Origin of the sequence: Micromonospora sp. NPDC048871 (assembly GCF_043198155.1) — a bacterium.
Classification (GTDB): Bacteria; Actinomycetota; Actinomycetes; order Mycobacteriales; family Micromonosporaceae; genus Micromonospora.
This window is the reverse complement of the sequence record NZ_JBICUM010000010.1, coordinates 21,707-40,048: the sequence shown is the minus strand read 5'-3', so window position 1 is coordinate 40,048 and position 18,342 is coordinate 21,707. Positions and strand designations below refer to the sequence as shown.

16 protein-coding genes and 1 tRNA gene are annotated in these 18,342 nt (G+C 68.9%); 13 read left to right on the top strand and 4 right to left on the bottom strand.

Features of this window, described 5'->3' with window-relative positions; all coding sequences use genetic code 11:
* Positions 1-14 precede the first annotated feature (14 nt).
* The 4 genes from ACGFIK_RS20830 to ACGFIK_RS20815 all read left to right on the top strand — a co-directional run bounded on the left by ACGFIK_RS20830 (position 15) and on the right by ACGFIK_RS20815 (position 2,660).
* Complete coding sequence (locus ACGFIK_RS20830; RefSeq protein WP_327022852.1) at positions 15-656, top strand: GNAT family protein; 642 nt, start codon at positions 15-17, stop codon at positions 654-656.
* 190 nt (positions 657-846) lie between these two features.
* Complete coding sequence (locus tag ACGFIK_RS20825; protein WP_393340727.1) at positions 847-1,683, top strand: hypothetical protein; 837 nt, start codon at positions 847-849, stop codon at positions 1,681-1,683.
* A 190-nt stretch (positions 1,684-1,873) separates the two neighbouring features.
* Positions 1,874-1,950 (top strand) — tRNA-Ala (locus ACGFIK_RS20820).
* Between the two features lie 359 nt (positions 1,951-2,309).
* The gene (locus tag ACGFIK_RS20815; protein ID WP_393340725.1) at positions 2,310-2,660 is read left to right on the top strand and encodes a hypothetical protein; all 351 of its coding nucleotides are present in this window, start codon (positions 2,310-2,312) and stop codon (positions 2,658-2,660) included.
* 31 nt (positions 2,661-2,691) lie between these two features.
* On the opposite strand, the gene ACGFIK_RS20810 is transcribed toward ACGFIK_RS20815, so the two are convergent.
* The 4 genes from ACGFIK_RS20810 to ACGFIK_RS20795 all read right to left on the bottom strand — a co-directional run bounded on the left by ACGFIK_RS20810 (position 2,692) and on the right by ACGFIK_RS20795 (position 8,251).
* Positions 2,692-4,437, bottom strand: coding sequence for an IS481 family transposase (locus ACGFIK_RS20810; protein WP_393340874.1), 1,746 nt, complete (start codon positions 4,435-4,437; stop codon positions 2,692-2,694).
* Positions 4,438-5,142: 705 nt separating this feature from the next.
* Positions 5,143-6,312, bottom strand: a complete 1,170-nt coding sequence (locus tag ACGFIK_RS20805; protein ID WP_393340723.1) for a helix-turn-helix domain-containing protein — start codon at positions 6,310-6,312, stop codon at positions 5,143-5,145.
* On the bottom strand, positions 6,290-6,796 hold the full coding sequence (locus ACGFIK_RS20800) for a hypothetical protein (protein ID WP_393340722.1): 507 nt from the start codon (positions 6,794-6,796) through the stop codon (positions 6,290-6,292). The genes ACGFIK_RS20805 and ACGFIK_RS20800 overlap by 23 nt, the downstream gene beginning before the upstream one ends.
* A gap of 759 nt (positions 6,797-7,555) precedes the next feature.
* The gene (locus tag ACGFIK_RS20795) at positions 7,556-8,251 is read right to left on the bottom strand and encodes a proteasome protein (RefSeq protein WP_393340719.1); all 696 of its coding nucleotides are present in this window, start codon (positions 8,249-8,251) and stop codon (positions 7,556-7,558) included.
* A gap of 179 nt (positions 8,252-8,430) precedes the next feature.
* On the opposite strand from ACGFIK_RS20795, the gene ACGFIK_RS20790 reads away from it, so the two are divergent.
* From ACGFIK_RS20790 to ACGFIK_RS20750, 9 genes are all read left to right on the top strand, one after another.
* Positions 8,431-9,681: an MFS transporter gene (locus tag ACGFIK_RS20790; protein ID WP_393340716.1), complete on the top strand. Its 1,251-nt coding sequence runs from the start codon at positions 8,431-8,433 to the stop codon at positions 9,679-9,681.
* A gap of 2 nt (positions 9,682-9,683) precedes the next feature.
* Positions 9,684-10,439, top strand: a complete 756-nt coding sequence (locus tag ACGFIK_RS20785) for a MerR family DNA-binding transcriptional regulator (RefSeq protein WP_393340713.1) — start codon at positions 9,684-9,686, stop codon at positions 10,437-10,439.
* Between the two features lie 17 nt (positions 10,440-10,456).
* Positions 10,457-11,437 carry a DUF2804 domain-containing protein gene (locus ACGFIK_RS20780; protein ID WP_393340710.1) on the top strand — a complete coding sequence of 327 codons (981 nt, stop codon included), beginning with the start codon at positions 10,457-10,459 and terminating at the stop codon, positions 11,435-11,437.
* Positions 11,438-11,523: 86 nt separating this feature from the next.
* The gene (locus tag ACGFIK_RS20775) at positions 11,524-11,931 is read left to right on the top strand and encodes a YciI family protein (RefSeq protein ID WP_327022846.1); all 408 of its coding nucleotides are present in this window, start codon (positions 11,524-11,526) and stop codon (positions 11,929-11,931) included.
* 4 nt (positions 11,932-11,935) lie between these two features.
* Positions 11,936-13,081, top strand: a complete 1,146-nt coding sequence (locus ACGFIK_RS20770) for an RNA polymerase sigma factor (RefSeq protein WP_393340707.1) — start codon at positions 11,936-11,938, stop codon at positions 13,079-13,081.
* Positions 13,082-13,134: 53 nt separating this feature from the next.
* Entirely contained in the window at positions 13,135-13,878 is a 744-nt protein-coding gene (locus tag ACGFIK_RS20765) for a 3-oxoacyl-ACP reductase family protein (protein WP_327022844.1), read from the top strand.
* 208 nt (positions 13,879-14,086) lie between these two features.
* The gene (locus ACGFIK_RS20760) at positions 14,087-15,496 is read left to right on the top strand and encodes a family 43 glycosylhydrolase (protein WP_393340704.1); all 1,410 of its coding nucleotides are present in this window, start codon (positions 14,087-14,089) and stop codon (positions 15,494-15,496) included.
* A gap of 36 nt (positions 15,497-15,532) precedes the next feature.
* On the top strand, positions 15,533-15,928 hold the full coding sequence (locus tag ACGFIK_RS20755; protein WP_393340701.1) for a hypothetical protein: 396 nt from the start codon (positions 15,533-15,535) through the stop codon (positions 15,926-15,928).
* Positions 15,928-18,342 (top strand): DUF4132 domain-containing protein, encoded by a 2,415-nt coding sequence (locus tag ACGFIK_RS20750; protein ID WP_393340698.1) that lies wholly within the window; start codon positions 15,928-15,930, stop codon positions 18,340-18,342. The genes ACGFIK_RS20755 and ACGFIK_RS20750 overlap by 1 nt, the downstream gene beginning before the upstream one ends.

The following is an 18,342-nucleotide window of genomic DNA, read 5'->3' as shown; positions in this document are numbered from 1 at the left end:
AAGTGGGAGGACTGGTGCGGTTGCGACAGGCACCCGGCTGGCCGGCGGTGCTCACCGACGGCCCGGTGACCCTGCGACCGTACCGACGCTCCGACGCGATGGCCTGGTCGGAGGTGCGCTGCGCCAACCGGGACTGGCTGGCCCCCTGGGAGTCCTCCCTGGGCGGCGACTGGGACCAGCTCAACTCCCCGGCCACCTTCCGTTGGGTCTACCGGGACCAGCGGCGATCCGCCCGGGCCGGCGAGAGTATGCCCTTCGCGGTCTGCCTTGACACCGAGGGCCAGGAGCATCTGGTCGGGCACATCAACGTGGGCAACATCGTGCGCCGAGCCTTCTGCTCCGGCTACATCGGATACTGGGTGGACCGTCGGGTGGCCGGCCGAGGAGTCATCCCCACTGCCCTGGCCCTGGTCGTCGACCACGCCTTCGGCGCAGGTGAGCTGCACCGGGTGGAGGTCAACATCCGCCCGGAGAACGGGCCGTCCCGCCGGGTGGTGGAGAAGCTGGGCTTCCGCGAGGAGGCGTACCACCCGCGCTACATGCACATCGACGGCGCCTGGCGTGACCACATCGGATACGCGATGACCAGTGAGGAAGTGGCCGCCGAGGGCGGGCTGCTGGCCCGTTGGCACCGGATACGCGCCCGTACTCCATGATCGCGCCGTGAGGCGTCCCACGTGCAGTTTCGGCGCGGCGCGGTGGTTCCAGCGACGTCGACCCGTAACCTCAAGTAACTGCAAGCTGCGGCAGGCGCTGCCGGCTCCGCATGTCTCACGTCGCCGACGCCGTTCGGTGGAAGATTCTGCGGCCGGTGGGTGGCTGCTTCGAATCTGGTGACGGGAGGGGTTGAGGGTGCCGACCTCGGTGCTCCTCGCCGTCCTCGCCGCCGCCGGGCTGCTCGCCCTCGCTCCGGCGCTGGTTCGCCGGTACGACGCCGCCGAGCGGCTGGTGGCGGAGCGGGCGCAGTCGACGGCGCGGGTGCTTCAGCGCCGCCGACGACGCCGTACTGTCCCGGGTCGCCGCCCGGTCAATGCGCCGCGCGCTCTAGTCGTCACCCTGAGTGAGAATTCCGCCTCCGGGGAACTCGCCGCTCCGGTCTCCGGCCCCCCTGCGACTCGGCGCCGCTCCGCCGAGCCTGAGGGGTCGCCGTCCCGCCGGTCCGGGCGGTCTGGTCGGCTGCGGTCCGTCCCGTCCGGCGCAGGTCGGGCCCGCCGTCGAGGGGACCGGCGTCGCCCGCACACCCCGGCCGTCTACCGCCGCCGCCGCGTGCTCGCCGCGCTGCTCCTGCTCAACGCCGTCGAACTGGTCGGGGTCGTGGTGGTCGGCCCCGGGTTCTGGATCAGCTTCGCGGTCACCGCCACCCTGCTCCTGGTGTACGTCGTGCACCTGCGCGCCCGGGCCCTGGCAGACCAGCGCCGCCGCCGGGCCCGCGCCCGCGAGGCCGCCTGGCTCGCCGCCCGCCAGGCCGAGGTCCGCCGCGAGCAGGCCCGCCGCGCCGCCGCCCGGCGCGAGGCCCAACGTCGCCTGGCCGCCCAGCGGGAAGCCGTCCGACGCGCCGCCATGGGCCTGGACCGCCCCGCCGACCTGCCCCCGGCCGCCAGCGGCGGCTCGGTCTCCTACCGCCGCGTAGGCGGCCTACGCGGACGCCCCTACGAAGCCGGCCGAGGCTCCCACTCCGCCTGATCCGCCCTTCTTCCATGATCGACTCAGTTTCGCCGATGTGGCGGTATCCGACCGTCCCGGACCCCGCCATATCGCCGAAACCGCGCGCCCTCACCCGGGCCGGTTCGCGGGGAGGGCGGCAGACCTGTTAGCCTTGTCGCCGGCCCGCCTGGTGAAAGCCAGGTGGGACCGATGCCGGTTAGCCGGCGGAGGGGCTGTGGCGCAGACCGGTAGCGCACCTCGTTCGCATCGAGGGGGTCAGGGGTTCAAATCCCCTCAGCTCCACCAGTAACATCAATGGCCAGCGGAAACGCTGGCCATTGATCATTCGGCACAGATCCGGCACAAATCAGCTCTGATCTTGGACGCCCAGGGCGTCACTCTGTCGCCTGCTGGCAGCCTCTCGGAGAGCAGTGCCCACGACGCTTCGACGGCGCTGTTTCGTTGGCCACCAGTGCACGTACGTCTCCAAGGTGATCCGCATGTTTGCGTGACGTAGCGCCCGCTTGTCTAGTCCCACCACATGCTTTACGGATCCGTCTCAGCAGATGCTTGTCGCTTTGGCCTAGGTCTCGTGGGGGTTCCTTGCGGGGAACCGGGTTCAGGTGTTGCTCGACTGTTGAGTGCGAGTGCGGCAGCATGTGCCGGTGAGTTTCGACCTTGACGTGCTGGCCATCGATCCGGCGGCGAGCGATGACGCGGTGCGCGCCATGGTGAAGCGTTGTAGCAGCGGCCAGCACCCTGAGGGTGAGGTGGACGAACGCATCATCGGCTTTTACGAGAGTCTGCGTGCCCGCTACCCCGACTTCCCGCCATACCCCGATGACTCGCCGTGGATGTCGATGCCGCTCGAGGTAGGTATTGATCACGTCAGCATGAGCATGAGCTTCGGGCAGCGCAGTACTCCCACCCTCGAGCTGGTCGTGGATCTCGCAGCGCGATACGGGCTGACGATCTATGACCCGCAGGGCGGGGAGGTAGTACGACCTCGCGGTTGATGCCGGAGCACCGCTGGGCCGGGCGGTTGGTTTAGCCATCGAGGGCGACCTTGCGGGGCCGGTGGGCTTTGATCCGGGTGACCGGGTGGTCGTTGGTGCGGCGGATGGTGCGAAGGCCGTCGTCGCACTCGATCGCCAGCTCGGTGTCCGAGACGGTGATGGTGACGGTCTTGCCGGCGTGGACGCGGCCGAGAGCGACTTTCTGCCAGGCGACCATGACCACGCCGCTGTTGGAGGCTCGGCGCCGGACCCGGACCGGTTCAGTGGATGGCTGCGGGGGCGGCCCGGCGGGTCGGGCGCCCCGCAAGCCGATGATCTGCTGCGGGGTGAGCGGGTTGGGTCGGGTGCGCAGCAGCTGTCGGGTTTCGAGGTCGAAGAACGCCAGGGTGGTGGGGTCGATGCGGACGCCGACGCGGCGGCCGGCGAGGATCTCGGCGGCCAGGACGACGTGCTGGCCCAGTGAGACCTTCCCGTCCCGGTTGACTGTCCGGTCGACCTCCACGACGCCCGGACGTCCGGCGGTGTCTAGTGGGAGCGGGGACGGGCCGGCGGGTCGGCCGCCCTGGCGCAGCAGCATGGCCAGGTCCGCCACCGATAGGTGAGAGCGGATCGTCTTGATCCGGGAACCGGCGATGAGCAGGTGGATGACGTCGGTGTCGGCCCAGAAGGTGACCGTCACGCCGGAGCGGACGGGGCCGAGCCAGAACTGTTTGCCCGCGACTTGCAGGTTCCCCGACGGCGGCACGACCCGGTCGAACTCCACCGCCTCCGGCACCACCCGCAGCGGCACCGGTGCCGGCGGCGAGACGAGGGCCTGGTCGACGGGCTGAGTGAGCCGGGCAGGCAGCTTCACCGGCACCACCTGCTCCGCGGTGAGGGCGGGGGTGAACCGGTCGGCGGGGAAGGCCATGTCCAGGGACTGGTGCGGCCGGTCGGTGTTGTATTCGTGCCGGAAGACGTCGACCGCGGCTTGGACGGTTTCCAGGTCGGGCCAGACCGGCACCTCGTCGAGGAGTTCCCGGCGCAGGGTCTGGTGGAACCGTTCCACCTTGCCGGTGGTGGTCGGGGAGGCAGGCTGGGTGAGCCGATGGATGATGCCGTTCTCCCGGCAGATCCGGTCGAACATCACCTCACCGCCCTTGCCGAACCGGTCGGTGAACTGCTTGCCGTTGTCAGTCAGGACTTCCTCGGGCACCCCGAACCGCTGCAACCCGTCGGCGAAGGCCAGGCAGACGGCCCGGCCGGTGGCCCGCCTGACGACCTGGGCGATGACGCAGAACCGGGAATGGTCATCCACCCCGGTGACGACCTTCGCCTCGGTGCCGTCGGCGAGCATGATCCCGCCGACGATGTCCATCTGCCACAACTCCATCGGCCGAGCCCGCTGCCAGCGCACATAGTCCTTACGCCCCCGGCGGCGCTTGGCCGGTTCGATCAGGCCGCGACGGACCAGGATCCGATACACCGTCATCCGCGACGGCACCGGATCCGGGCACCCGTGCCGGCCCAGCTCGAACGCGATCCGCCGAGAGCCCCACCGCGGGTGATGCCGGCGCAGCTCACACACCAACGCCTCCACCTCCGCCGACGCCTGATGAGCACATCCGCGAGGCCGGCGAGACCCGTCCTCCAACCCGGCGAGCCCTACCTCGGCATAGCGGGCCAGCCAGGAGTGGATGGTCTGCCGGGACACCCCGGTCCGGGCTGCCACCTCCACCACGGGTTCTCCGGCTTGCACGGCCAACACCGCCCGATACCGCTGCTCCACGATCGACAACTCCACCAGTGCCAATCCCGGCCTCCCCAGCCCGCGATGACCGCAACCATCACGTGATGAAGAAGCCGCACATTGATCATGTCAAGCATCTGGTGGGACGCCACTGTCAAGCATGTCCCGTGACGGGACAGGAGCTTTCTGTGATCTGTTGCCGAATTGGCCTGTACTAGATCAAGCGCGCTCCGCGCGGCGCGGGCCGGGCGCGGTAGCCGGCTCCTGACGGAGCCGCCGCCCCGCCCGCCTTCGGCGGCGGGGCGGTAAGTCAGCCGGCCCGAAACCCACGCCCGCCCCGCGCGTCACCCGTGGTTCCGTGAAGGGAACCGGTGACGAGTCCCGGAGATCGACCGGGACCAGGACGACAACGTCCTACCTTCGCGTCACGCATTCAGCCTCACGACGGGAACCGCGGACCAGTCGACGGCCGGGCCAGTCGAGTTGCCGAACAGAAGTCACGCCGACCGCTTACGGGTCCGAGGTGGGGAAGAGGTGAGAGTGGGGAAGAGGGGCGAAGTGTTGTGAGGGGTTGGGCTAGGGCTTGTGCCTCCGGCGGGGGCCAGACGACTCCAGGATGGAGTTGCCGAACGGTTGCGGCCGTGGGTGGTAGCGGTTGAGGGGATGCCATCCCTTCGCCGCCGAGCCTGGCCCGCTCCACGGTGTGTGGGTCTGCGGAAGACGGGACGGCAAAGGATGTTGATCGGCGGACCGCTAGGCTCTCCGCCGTACCGTCCTACGCCCCGTACCAAAATCGACTACCTGCACCCCGTCGGTCTGAGTCGAGTCGACTTGACTATGGGCAGCAAGAGCCAATTGGGGAGTCGGCGCGATCGAACGCAAAAGAGTTGGATGAATCGCAAGCTTGTCTGCACCCTGTAGGTAAGGACGAGGTCCATAACGACGGGACAGTAATGTCCAAAGTAGCTTCGGTGATTCGTGCCCCACCGAGACGGGTTCGCGCTTGCGCCACCCCTTCGCTGACAACTGGACGAACAAGGAATTCTTGCGAGTATCTCCTACCGCGCCAACTGTATGCCCGCGCATAATCAAAGCTTGGATGGAAACACCCCAGGTTGCCTTGAGTCGGGCATAGTCGGTCAGTGAGAGTCTGTCTGAGATGCTTTCCTGAGCACGCTCAAGTGGCATCAGCAGAGCAGTCGCGAAAAAGTTCGCTTCCTGTTCGGCTTGATTGTGAGCGATTCTTGGCCGAAATGTATGCAGGACCAGATGCCCGAGTTCGTGAGCCAGGGTAAAACGGTCTCTATCCCCTTGTCGTCCTGGGAAATATCCAATCAACGCAGTAGCGCCGAGGCCGCCCCAGTAGGAGACGCCAAAGTGACCGACCGCAACTTGTTCTTCTCCGTCATGGTCTGAAAGAACCATAGGGGCTACTGCGATGCCGGCTCGTTCAAGAGCCCGCGTAAGGTGCGGGATGGGCTTACCGGGGGCTAGTTGAAGTGCTTCCCGTGTCTCGTTTGCGAGCTGCTCGATCTCAGTGTTGGCAAGGTCTGAATCGCCAGAAGCGAAGGGTAGAGAAGGCGTCGGATAGCCCTCGGCTTCAATTAAATCCTCGGTTACGCGGTAACTCTCACTGTAGACAGCGTGCACTCGGCGAGTGGTGGTCTTCCTGGCAGCAGATGTCTTTCGGAAACGAAGGGTATCAAGAGGGAGTGATGCGGGACGGGCTGCAAAGAAACTCACCGGTGTACCGGTTGCGTCCGCGATTTTTTGCAACTTGTCCTGCGTTGCCTCTTTGTTCGACGTCTCGACATCTGATATCCAGGGTTGACTGACGCCAGACACCTTGGCTAGCTGACTCTGCGTCAACCCCAGGATGTCACGCAGGGTCTTAATTCGCTCACCCGGCGCTGCCGCCAGCATCTTCGATCCCGCCTTCCAGTTGGTCCTCGTTCGGGATGTCCAACTCCATGCCCTCGTCCGAGGGTTCAAACTCTAGTGCAGCGAGATCCTCTGCCGTCTCGGGCAAGATGAAGTCAATGTCAGTCTGGGCGTGGTCGCCCCACTTCCAGTTCCCGATGGGCCTTACCACCCGGAAGGCCGGAACGCCGGTTTTCAGATCGATCCGCCAGACGAACAGCAGGCGATCGTCCGGCGGCCCCGTGAGTCGCTGCTGAGCCAGAGTGAAGAGCGGCACGTTTCGGTAGTAGGCCTGCCTCGCAGCGTTGCTTCCCGCTGCTGGGACATCTGCGTCACGGACCGTGTGTAGAAGCCGTGCTCGATAATCGCCGTCAGTGAGCCAGAGCTCACCGTTGCGTGAGTGGTTGCCGGCGACGCTCCAGGAGTCGATCTTGACCTGTCGAAGTCGGAGGTGAGCGAATGCGCGGATGGTGTGGTCGCGTGCCACCTGTACTCCGGCAGGCCGTCGAACTCCGGCAGCGCCTCCTTGCGCTGCTGATCAGCCCAAGTGAAGACGTCGTGCAGGGGCTCGCAGAGCGGGACAAGGGCTTCACGGATGCGCTCGACGTCTTCGTTAAGCATGGGCGAGATATTATCAGCGAGATAATTAACATGGAAGCACCGCGCCTGCTGCCCTGTTGGCGTGGCGGCTGGTTGGCCGACCGAGCGGCAGTGAACGGCAGGGATTGCGGGAGGTGGTACGGAGCAGGCTCTTGTGCAGTCATCCGTACAGCCAAGCCCGTCGACGGACCCCGTCCGAGGCTGACAAGGGGTGACACAGCGAGCAGGCCAGCGACATGAATCGACGCTGGCCGACAGTAGCCTTGATCGTTGCAGGGCAGGGGTGGCCGTGTTGGTAGCCCTCAAGGCCGAGCGGCGATCGTGTCAAGATCAACGGGCACAGATTCGGCACAGCCGAGGGCGACGATGACTGCAAACGTCGAGAGGCGACGAGCGGCCCGCCGCAGCGTAGAGCTTGGATCTGTCCGATCGGTGTAGATCTACGGGCACCGTTGGTGTAAGGGGTTCAAATTCCCGCAGATCCACCCAGTTTGAAGGCCGTTTCCGCCAGTCGGAGACGGCCTCCTCCGATGTCGCGCAGCAGAGGCGATGGGCCGGCCGCTAGCTGATCCGACAGCATCGCGACGCAGATCGCCCCCTGCTCCTGGTGAACGTCCAGCTCAGTTCGTAGGGCTCGGCACAGAGGTCAGTCGAACAGGCGGTCCAGGGCTTCCTGTTCGAGGTCGCACCAGCGTTGGACGTCCTTCAGCGCCTTGGTGATCTCCTTCTCGTCGAGGTGGTGGGCACCCTCCTCGCGGATGCACGCGACGCTGAACGGCCTGCCGACCGACGGCGAGGTCTGCTCCAGCGCCTCCAGTACCCGTACCACGCCCACCACGCCGTACTCGACGGTGCGGGTGGTCATCCGGAAGTGGGACAGCAGCGCGCCGGCCTGTTGGGCCATGGGGGCGCCGGAGCCGATGGCGTGGAAGCCCACGTCCTCGTAGCGGCCGATGAGCCCGTTGGGGTTGATCTCCACGATCCACGGCCCGCCCTGGCTGTAGCCGGCCACGAGCAGGTACGCCGACACACCGCCGCCGCTGCCCTCGCCGGGCACGTCCGGGATGTAGTTCTTGTAGTGCTTCTTGAAGACGGGCAGGACCCGCTCCTGCAACTCGTCGCCGATGTCGGGTGCTTCGAGGATGGCGGTGGCCGATTCCTCGAGCAGGGGGCGCAGGTCGTTGAGCACCCCCCGCGCCCCGCTGCCGCCCCAGGCGGCGCAGGCGCCCAGGGGGTGCAGCTTCTGGGCGGGGAAGCTCAGACCACGGTCGCTCTCGGTGATCTGGGAGTCCGCGCCGATCACCACCCCGTCGCTGCAGACAATGGCGAGTACGACGGTCATGGGGTCCTCCTGGGCAGGGGTAAGGGGTAGGGCGCGAGGTACCCGGCATCCCGCCTGCCTACACCCCGACAGGTGTCGGCCCGTTCACAATCGGTCCGGACGAGAATCCCCACCTGCCCGGGCAGGAGTGGGCGTTCAGGGTTGACTGTGCCGTGGCGGCATAGTTTGTGATCGGCCCCATGAGTAGGAGCACGTGGGCGTATCTGGGATCGTACAGTCTGTCTCTGCTCGGGAACGGGGTCGCCTCGGTCCTGTTTCCGCTGCTGGTGCTCGCCACGACCGGCGACATCCTCGCGGTCGGGATTCTCGCCTCGGTGACGACCGCTGTCGCGGCGGTCGTCGGGGCGCTGGCGGGGGTGCTGGTTGATCTGGTCAACCGGCGTACCGTGTCGATCATCAGCGATGTGCTGTCGGCGGGGTCGGTCGCGGCGGTGCCGGTCGTGGACGCGCTGTGGGGGTTGGACCTGACCTGGTTCATCGTGCTGGGTGTGGTCGGGGCGTTCGGTGACATGCCGGGGATGACGGCGCGGGAGACCCTGCTGCCCCGGCTCGTCGAACTCGACGGAGGTAGGCCGGGGGCGCTGGACCGGCTGGTCGGCGTACGCGAGTCGTTGTCCGGTGCGCTGGTGTTGATCGGCCCCGGCCTGGGCGGACTGCTGGTGTGGCTGGTCGGGGTGAGTTCCACCGCCCTGTTCATCACCGCCGCCATGAGTGCGGCGGCGGCGGTGCTGTCGTTTGCGATGTCGCCCGAGGTGGGCGACATCAACCGGGCCGGGGGGAGTTCGGCGCGGGTGGGTGTGCGTGCCGTGTTCGTTGATCTTTTGGTTGGGTGGCGGTTCCTGGTGGGGCATCGACTGGTGCTGGGGGCTAGCCTGTTGACGGCGGTGTTCATCGCGGTGATCGCGGCGCTCCAGGCCACGATCATGCCTGCCTATTTCACCAGCGAGAGGCTGCCCGAGTTCAGCGGTTTCGCCATCATGGGGATCGCGGTCGGCAGCCTGTTCAGCGCCGGCCTGTACGCGGCGACCGTGGGCAAGGTGTCGCGACGTACCTGGTTCGTGATCGGGATGGTCGGTCTCGGGGTCGGGTTCACCGTGATCGGTCTGCTGGCGGCACCGTGGCTGGTGCTCGCTGCGGCCGTGTTCATCGGGTTGACCAGCGGCCCCATGTCGGCGGTGCTGGGGGTGGCGACCATCGAGGCGACCCCGGACCGGATGCGCGGACGGGTGCTTGGCGCCCAGAATGCCCTCATGCTCGCCGCCCCCGCCCTGACCTCGGCCCCCATCGCCGCGATCGCCTCGGATCGTGGGCTGGAGGTGGCCGGCATCGGGATCGCGGTCGTCATGGTGTTGACCGTCATCGTCGCGCTGAGTGCCCCGGCCTTCCGGTCGCTGGACGGGCTGGCGCCGGCAGCGGAAGCAGCGGGCTGATCGTGGCATGGAGCACCCGGCAACTCGCGGACCTGGCCGGAGTCACCCTGCGGTCGATCCGCCACTGGCATGACATCGGGCTGCTGCCCGAACCGGAACGCCGCACGAACGGCTACAAGCAGTACGACGCCGGTCATCTGATTCTTGCGCTGCGGATCAGCCGCCTGGCCCGGCTCGGCTTCCCCCTGGAGCGGGTGGGGCGGATGCTCGACTCCGAGGAGCACGGCCAGCAGTCCCTGCACGGACTGCGCGCGGAACTCGACACCAGGATCGCCGAGCTGCACCGCATCCGCGCCGAGGTGGAGGAACTGATCCGCCTCGGGGTGGCACCCGATCTGTCCCCCGAAGCGCTGGTCACCATGGAGGCCCTGGGAGACGATTCCGCGTCACGAAATCTCGCGATCGTCCTGACCCACCTGATCCCCCGGGAGGAGACGACCGGGCTGGTCACCTTCCTGCAAGGCGTACCGGAGGAGCTTGCCGGCCTCAACCGGGCGATCCTGGACCTGCCCGCCGAGGCGGCGGAGGAGGAGATTCTCCTGCTGGCCGACCGGGCGGCCACCGCCCTGAAGGGTTTCCTGGATGCCCATCAGGAAGCCCTCCCGGACCTGGACGACAGCCGTACGGGAAAGGCGAACGTGGAGGTGCTCCATGCCGTCGCCGTCGAGCAGATGAACCCCGCTCAACGGCGGGTCATGCGCCTCATCTGGGACCAGATCGCCACCGGATCCCCGGACCAGATCGCGGAACCACGGTAGTGGCTAGGCTCGCCGTCGTGACGCACGAGAAGGAGATCACCGAGCCGATCGACCTGTGCCTGGCCGATGGGCGGTTGCGGCCGGAGGCGGTGGGGTTCAGCCGCCGTCCGGTACACCGGGCCAACCTGCGTGGCTGGGGCCGCAACAAGCGCTGGGAGTACTGGGGGATCGTCACCCCCAGCCACATCGTCGGCCTGGTGGCCTCCTCGCTGGACTACGCCGGGGTGCACAGCCTCTATGTGCTCGACCGGGCTACGGGGGTGGAGATCGACCGGGGCGCGGTGGTTCCCTTCGCCCGGGGCACCCTCTTTCCGCCGGTCAGCGGGGCGGGTGAGGTGCGGGCCCGCGGCGGCGGGATCTCGATCGAGATCGACCAGACGGCGGCGGGGACCACGATCCGGGCCACCGCGAAGGACATCGAGGTCGACCTGGTGGTGCCGCTGCCGGAGGGACATGAATCACTCAGCGTGGTGGTGCCCTGGAGCACCCGCCGGTTCCAGTACACCGTCAAGGACCTCGGTCGGCCGGTACGCGGCACCCTGCGGGTCGGCGGGGTGCCGCATGTGGTCGACGAGGCTGACTCCTTCGCCGTACTGGACCACGGGCGGGGCCGGTGGCCGTACTCGATCCGTTGGAACTGGGCCGCCGGCTGCGGTCCGGGCCGGGCCATCCAGCTGGGCGGTCGGTGGACCGACGGCACCGGCTCGACCGAGAACGGTCTCTTCCTGGACGGCCGGCTGCACAAGATCGGTGATGAGCTGCGCTGGGAGTACGACCGTGCCGACTGGTTGCGGCCGTGGCGGATCAGCGGGGCACGGGTCCAGGTGCGGTTTCACCCCTTCCACGAGAAGGTGGCCCGGACCAACCTGGGTGTGCTCGCCAACGAGACACACCAGTGCTTCGGGCACTTCACCGGCTGGGCGACGACCGATGATGGTGAGCGGGTGGACCTAAACGGTCTGGTCGGCTGGGCCGAGGAGGCCCGCAACCGCTGGTAGCGGGGATGTCGAGATCCGCCGGTCGGCTCCGTCTCCGGAGTGAGGCTGACCAGAATGGGTCACACCAGCATCGAGGGGAACCACCAATGGCCAAGTACCTGCTGCTCAAGCACTACCGAGGTGCTCCAGACCCGGTGAACAACGTGCCGATGACGCAGTGGACGCCGGAGGAGATCTCGGCACACATGCAGTACATGAGTGACTTCGCGGACCGGCTGGTGGCGACCGGGGAGTTCGTCGACGGTCAGGCCCTGGCCCCGGAGGGGACCTTCGTTCGATACGACGGGGAGGGCCGCCCCCCGGTCACCGACGGTCCCTTCGCGGAGACCAAGGACCTCATCGCCGGTTGGATGGTGATCGACGTCGACAGCTACGAGCGGGCCATCGAGTTGGCCGGGGAGTTGTCGGCCGCGCCGGGGGCCGGCGGGAAGCCGATCCACGAGTGGCTGGAGGTACGCCCCTTCCTGACCGTCCCGCCGAACGCCACCCAGTGACCTGATGGACGAGGCACTGCTTCGGGGTCTCATCCCGGGCGTGCTCGGGGTCCTCGGCCGTCGCGGGGCGGACTTCGCGACGGCCGAGGACGCCGTACAGGAGGCCCTGATCGAGGCGATCCGGACCTGGCCCGCCGACCCGCCACGGGACCCGAAGGGTTGGCTGGTCACCGTGGCCTGGCGGCGGTTCCTGGACCTGACCCGGGCGGACGCCGCGCGCCGTCGCCGGGAGAACCTCGTCGAGGAGGAGCCGGCACCGGGGCCGGTGCCGGACGTGGATGACACCCTCCAGCTGTACTTCCGCTGCGCCCATCCCTCGCTGACCCCCTCCTCCGCGGTCGCCCTGACCCTGCGCGCGGTCGGTGGGCTGACCACCCGGCAGATCGCCCAGGCCTACCTGGTCCCGGAGGCGACCATGGCCCAGCGCATCAGCCGGGCCAAACGCACCGTGTCGGGGGTACGGTTCGATCAGCCGGGCGAGGTCGCCACCGTGCTGCGGGTGCTGTATCTGGTCTTCAACGAGGGATACTCCGGCAATGTCGACCTGGCGGCCGAGGCGATCCGGCTGACCCGGCAACTCGCCACGGTGATCGATCATCCCGAGGTGGTCGGGCTGCTGGCCCTCATGCTGCTGCACCACGCCCGACGGGCCAGCCGGATCGCACCGGACGGCAGCCTGGTGCCGCTGGCCGAGCAGGACCGGGGCCGCTGGGACACCACCACGATCGCCGAGGGGGTCCAGCTTCTTCAGGGAGCCCTGGCCCGGGACCGGTTGGGCGAGTTCCAGGCCCAGGCGGCCATCGCGGCACTGCATGCCGACGCCCTGACCGCCGAGGAGACCGACTGGGTGCAGATCGTCGAGTGGTACGAAGAACTGGTCCGACTGACCGACAGCCCGGTCGTACGACTCAACCGGGCGGTCGCGGTCGGGGAGGCCGACGGTCCGCGCGCCGGCCTGGCGGCGCTCGCGGCCTTGGACGAGTCCCTGCCCCGTTACCGGGCGGTGGCGGCCTACCTGCACGAACGCGACGGCAACCTGGTGACGGCGGCACGCCTGTACGCCGAGGCCGCCCACCAGGCCCTCAACCTGGCCGAACGGGATCACCTGACCCGCCAGGCCGCCCGCCTGAACACTCACCGGTCCCGCTGAGGCACCGAGACCCGGCTGCTTCAGGTCCTGAGTCGACTGTCAGGATTGAGGCCATGACTGTCCGACATGCTCATCGGGTTGCACTGGTCACGGGCGGAAGCCGGGGTATCGGCGCCGCCATCGCGCGCCGGCTGGCCGAGGACGGCATCCATGTCGCCTTCACCTACCGCGCCGCCGAGGCCAGCGCCAAGGCCGTGGTCGCCGGCATCGAGGCGTACGGCCGCAGGGGTCTGGCGATCAGTGCGGACAGTGCCGACCCGGCGGCGGTCGTGGGTGCGGTCGAGCGGACGGTTGACGAGTTCGGGCGGCTGGACATCCTGGTCAACAACGCCGGGGTCTTCGCCGGTGGGCCGATCGAGTCGGTCAGCTTCGAAGACCTGGACCGGGCGGTAGCGGTGAACGTGCGCGGGGTCTACCTGGCCACCCAGGCGGCGGTACGCCACATGGGCGCGGGCGGGCGGATCGTCAACATCGGCAGCAGCTTCTCCAGCCGGGTCACCGTGCCCGGGGTGAGCGCGTACGCGATGACCAAGAGTGCGGTCAACGGCCTGACCCGGGCCCTGGCCCGGGAACTGGGCCCACGGGGGATCACCGTCAACCTGATCCTGCCCGGTTCCACCGACACCGACATGAACCCGGCGGACAGCGCCGAGGCCGACGCCCAGCGCAGCCAGATCGCCCTGGGTCGGTACGCCTCCCCCTCCGACGTCGCGGCCACGGTCAGCCACCTGGTCGGCGACGGCGGCCGCCACATCAGCGGCGCCTCGATCGCCGTAGACGGCGCCGCCACCGCCTGACCCACCCCTCCTCACCCTGTTGATCAAGAGGTTCTGGTCTACGGAACCCGTTCCCGCGACCAAAACCTCTTGATCAACGCTTCGGTCGACGGGTATGCGTTGACTGAGTTCGATGTGAGCGTTATCAATTCGGTAGCGCGATGTGGGGTCGCGGGGTGAGAGGCGGGTCGAGATGTGGGTGAAGGGGTTCGGCAGGAGGGTGACGGGGGTGCTCGCCGCTCTGGTGGTGGTGGGTGCCGGGGTGGTGGTGGGGCCGGGTGCGCCGGCGCGGGCCGCCGCCGTGGTCTTCAGCAATCCGCTGGCCGAGCAGCGGGCTGACCCGCACATCTACCGGCACACCGACGGCTACTACTACTTCACCGCCACCGTGCCCGAGTACGACCGGATCGTGCTGCGCCGGGCCACCACCCTGCAGGGGCTGGCCACCGCACCCGAGCGGGTGATCTGGCGGAAACACAGCAGTGGTGAGATGGGCGCACACATCTGGGCCCCGGAGATCCACTTCATCGACGGCCGGTGGTACGTCTACTTCGCCGCCGGGCGGACGGACGACATCTGGGCCATCCGGCCGTACGTGCTGGAGAGCAGCGCGGCCAACCCGCTGGACGGGCCGTGGACCGAACGCGGCCAACTCCAGCCGGCCCGCAGCAGCTTCTCCCTCGACGCGACCACCTTTGTGCACAACGGGCAGCGGTACCTGGCCTGGGCCGAGTACGCCGGCAGCAACTCGAACATCTACCTGGCCCGGGCGATCAACCCCTGGACGTACGCCGGCACCCCGACCCTGATCGCCACCCCCACGTACGCCTGGGAGACCCGGGGTTACCGGGTGAACGAGGGCCCGGCGGTGCTGATCCGCAACGGTCGGGTCTTCATGACCTACTCGGCCAGCGCCACCGACGCCAGCTACGCCGTCGGACTGCTCACCGCCTCGGCCAACAGCGACCTGCTCAACCCGGCCTCCTGGAGCAAACGGGCCACCCCGGTGCTGGCCAGCGACGCCCGGACCGGCCAGTGGGGTCCCGGCCACAACTCCTTCACGGTCGCCGAGGACGGCAGCGATGTGATCGTCTACCACTCCCGCAACTACGAGCGGTACCTCGGCAACGGCTACGACCCGCTGAACGACCCGAACCGGCGTACCCGGATCCAGCGGGTGTACTGGAACGCCGACGGTACGCCGAACTTCGGGGTGCCGGTGCCGGACGGCGCCACCCCGGTCCGGCTGCGCGCCCACGACCTGCCGGACCGCTACCTGCGGCACTGGGAGTTCCGGGTCCGGTTGGAGCCGAACGTGACGAACCTGGCCGACTCGCAGTTCCGGATCGTCACCGGCCTGTCGAATTCCGCAGCGATCTCCCTGGAGTCGACCAACTATCCCGGCTACTACCTGCGGCACCGCAACCACCAGCTCTGGGTGGAGCGCAACGACGGCTCCAACCTGTTCCGGCAGGACGCCACCTTCACCCGCCGGGCGGGGCTGGCCGACGCGGGGAAGGTGTCCCTGGAATCGGTGAACTTCCCCGGCCAGTACGTCCGGCACCGCGACGGGCTGCTCTACCTGGAGGCCATACCGGATGCGGCCGGGCGGGCCTCGGCCACCTTCGCGCTGGACTGACGGAAGTGTCGGGGGCCCTACCTAGACTCCCCCGGCATGGCGACGGTGACCTTTGTGGATGAGAGCACCGCTGGTGCTCGTACCCCGGCGTGGGCCTTGCAGATTTTCGAGGAGCGGCTGACGCTGCGCGAGCTGATCCGGCGGCGGATCCACCAGGAGGTGGCCGAGTACAACGCGGCCACCTCGGCACCCCGCCGGTTGCTGGTGCAGCCCACCTCGACCGAGCGGACGCTCAACGGCGACCTGGGGGAGCGGTCGCACCGCCGGGTCGACGCCGCGCGGCAGGTCGCCCTGGCCGAGGAGGCGTTCGGCCGCAACGGTTTCGTGGTGCTGGTCGGCGACCGTCAGGTGGAGGAGTTGGACGAGGAGGTCGACCTGCGCCGCGACACCGAGGTCACCTTCCTCAAGCTCGTCGCGCTGGTCGGTGGCTGATGGCCGTCACCACCGTCGGGCACGCCACCCGGGTCCGTGACCTGGTCGCCGCGAACGACCTGACCGCGCTCGCCGACCACCTCCACACCCATGCCCGGCTCTGCCGGGACAACCCGGAGGTACGCGCCGCGCTGCGGCCACTGTCCCGCGCAGACGTGGCCCGGCTGGTGCAGGCCATGGCCACCCTGGTGAGACAGGACCCGGTCCGGACCTGGCCGGTGCGGGAGCTGATCGGGCAGTTGTCCCGCCGGCTCCCCACCGACCTGGCACCCGACCAGCTTCAGGATCTTGCCGCGTACGCCGTGCAGGAGCCGTACTCGTTGTCGCCGACCGCGCTGGAGACGGTGGCCCGGAGCCTGCTCGCCACCGGTCCGCTCTCCGGCGAGTTGATGGCGGTGCTGGTCGACCGGTCCGACGAGAGCCAACGGCTGCGACAGTTGATCGCCGACCTGGTCGGGCCGCAGCTCGACCCGGCCGACCCGTGGGCCGAGCAGATCCTGGCCGAGCTGCCCACCCTCGGCCCGGTCTGGCAGCGGCTGGTCGCCCATGCCAGCACCGCGACCACCCCCCGACCCCCGGCCGGCTGGTCGACCGAGGCGTCCCGACTGCTCACCCCGGCCGACCCGGCCGAGGCCCGGCAGGTCCTCGACCGGTGGCTGGCCACCGCCGCGCGGACGCCGCAACGCCCGCCGGCTCCGATCAACGCCGACCTGCTGCGGGGCCTGCTCTGGCTGGTCGAGCGCACCGGTCCGGCCCCCGAGCAGGTACGCCTGATCGGCGGCCTGGTCGAGGCGATGCTGCGTCGGCTGCCCGGCATCGGCCCGGCCTGCCCTAAGGTGGCCAACGCGGCGGTCGGGGTGCTCGGCCGCCTCGACGGGGAGGCGGCCCTGGCGCAGCTAGCCCGGCTGTCGACCCGGGTCACCTACAAGGGCACCCGCAACGAGATCGACAAGGCGCTCGACGCTCGCGCGGCGGCGATGGGCATCGGGCGGGACGAGATCGAGGAGTTGGCCGTCCCGGATTACGGCCTGACCGGGGTGGGCCGGCACGAGGTGACCCTCGGCGGCTGCCGGGCCGAGCTGCTGATCGCCGGCACCAGCGTCACCCTGGCCTGGTGCAACGAGTCCGGCCGTCAGGTCAAGAGCCCACCGGCCACGGTACGCCGGGACCACCCGGCGCAACTGGCCGAGCTCAAGGGCCTGGCCAAGGAGGTCAGCGGGATGCTGGCCGCCCAGACGGCCCGGTTGGACGGGCTGTTCCTGGCCCAGCGCACCTGGGCCTTCGGCGTGTGGCGGCAGCGTTACCTGGATCATCCGCTGGTCGGCGTGCTGGCCCGCCGGTTGCTCTGGCTGGTCGACGGGGTGCCGTGCGGGTGGGCCGACGGTGCGCTGCGCACCGTGGACGACAGTCCGGTCGCCGTTGCCGACGACGCGCAGGTGCGGATCTGGCATCCGATCGGGCGGCCGGTGCCGGAGGTGGTCGGTTGGCGGGAGTGGCTGGAGCGGCACCGGGTCGTCCAGCCGTTCAAGCAGGCGCACCGGGAGGTCTACCTGCTAACCCCGGCCGAGGAGACCACCGGCACCTACTCCAACCGGTTCGCCGGGCACATCCTGCGGCAGCACCAGTTCCACGCGCTGGCCGCGGTCCGGGGCTGGACCGACCGGCTCCGGCTGATGGTCGACGACTCGTACCCGCCGACCTTCCGGGAACTGCCCGGCTGGGGCCTGCGCGCCGAGTACTGGGTGGAGGGGATCGGCGACGAGTACGGTGCCGACACCACCGAGAGCGGCTCTTACCTGCGGCTCGTCACCGACCAGGTGCGCTTCTACCCGATCGCCGCCGCACAGAACTGGTCGCACGCCGACGGTGGCGGCTACTCGCCGGGGCGGTGGACGAATGCCCTGCCGAGCGAGCCCCTGCCGCTCGACCAGATCCCGCCGCTGGTGTTCAGCGAGATCATGCGGGACGTCGACCTGTTCGTCGGGGTGGCCAGCGTCGGCAACGACCCGACCTGGTCCGACGGCGGCCCGCAGGGCCGATTCCGGGACTACTGGTCCTCGTACAGTTTCGGGGAGTTGTCCGCGACGGCCGAGACCCGGCGCGACCTGCTGGCCCGGCTGCTGCCCCGGCTGGCGGTGGGGCAGCGGGCCCGCATCGACGGCCGGTTCCTGGTGGTCGACGGTGACCTGCGCACGTACCGGATCCACCTGGGGTCGGGCAACATCCTGATGAGCCCGAACGACGCCTACCTCTGCATCGTTCCCGACCGTGCCACGGGCCGGGTGCAGGAGCAGCAGTTCCTGCCCTTCGAGGGTGACGGTCTGCTCGCCGTCATCCTCAGCAAGGCGATGCTGCTGGCCAAGGACGCCGAGATCACCGATCCGACCATCACCCGGCAGATCAGCCTCGCCTGA